This is a genomic window from Mycobacterium sp. (assembly GCF_008709575.1).
Taxonomy (GTDB): domain Bacteria; phylum Actinomycetota; class Actinomycetes; order Mycobacteriales; family Mycobacteriaceae; genus Mycobacterium.
Map to the genome: position 1 here is coordinate 1 of NZ_VYIK01000323.1, position 711 is coordinate 711.

At 65.0% G+C, this 711-nt stretch carries 1 protein-coding gene; it reads right to left on the minus strand.

Going from position 1 to position 711, the window contains the following annotated elements; genetic code table 11:
- Nucleotides 1-153: 153 nt before the first annotated feature.
- The gene (locus F6Q13_RS18720; protein ID WP_293059723.1) at nt 154-570 is read right to left on the minus strand and encodes a tyrosine-type recombinase/integrase; all 417 of its coding nucleotides are present in this window, start codon (nt 568-570) and stop codon (nt 154-156) included.
- Nucleotides 571-711 lie beyond the last annotated feature (141 nt).

The window sequence follows — 711 nt, forward strand, 5'->3', positions numbered from 1 at the left end:
AGAGCGTCTGCCTCCGGAGCAGAAGGCCGCAGGTTCGAATCCTGCCGGGGGCACTGTTGTTCCCGCAGGGCTTTTGCTGGACTCACTTCCCGGTAGACGCGCTGTCACACCCCAAAAAGTCACACAAAAGTCACAACAGCTTGGAACGAGGTCTCACGGCTTGCCTGTTCCGGTGCCGCGAATCTGCCCCAAGACTTTTGCTGCATCGCGCAGAGCCTCGGTGTCCGAGTGCAGATACAGCCTGGCTGTGACATCGGGCGACGAGTGACCCAGCCACGCCGCGATGACCGCCAGTGGCGCTCCCCGAGCGTGCATCAGCGTGGCGCAGGAGTGCCGTGCGTCGTGCAGACGCACATGCGGCACGTTCGCCAGCCGCAGGCACCGCGCCCAGCGGCGATAGAGGTTATCGGGACGCTCAGGCTCCCCCAGCGCATTGCACATTACGTATCGACCACCACGGTAGGCCCCGCCCGCCGCCAACCGTTCCTGTCGCTGGCGCAGCTTCGCCTTGCGAAGCATCTCCATTTGCGGGTCGAGCGGCAGCGTGCGCTGTGAGGTGACGGTTTTCACGGACCCTCGTCGATGTCCGAGCCGTTTTGGACGCGGGCGTTCTCGATGCGAACCGTCAGACCGTTCCGTCGCGTCGGCCCTGCCAACTTCGAGGTCCGGGCGAAGGTCGAGCGGTTCGCCGAACCCGCCGTGCTGCTGCTA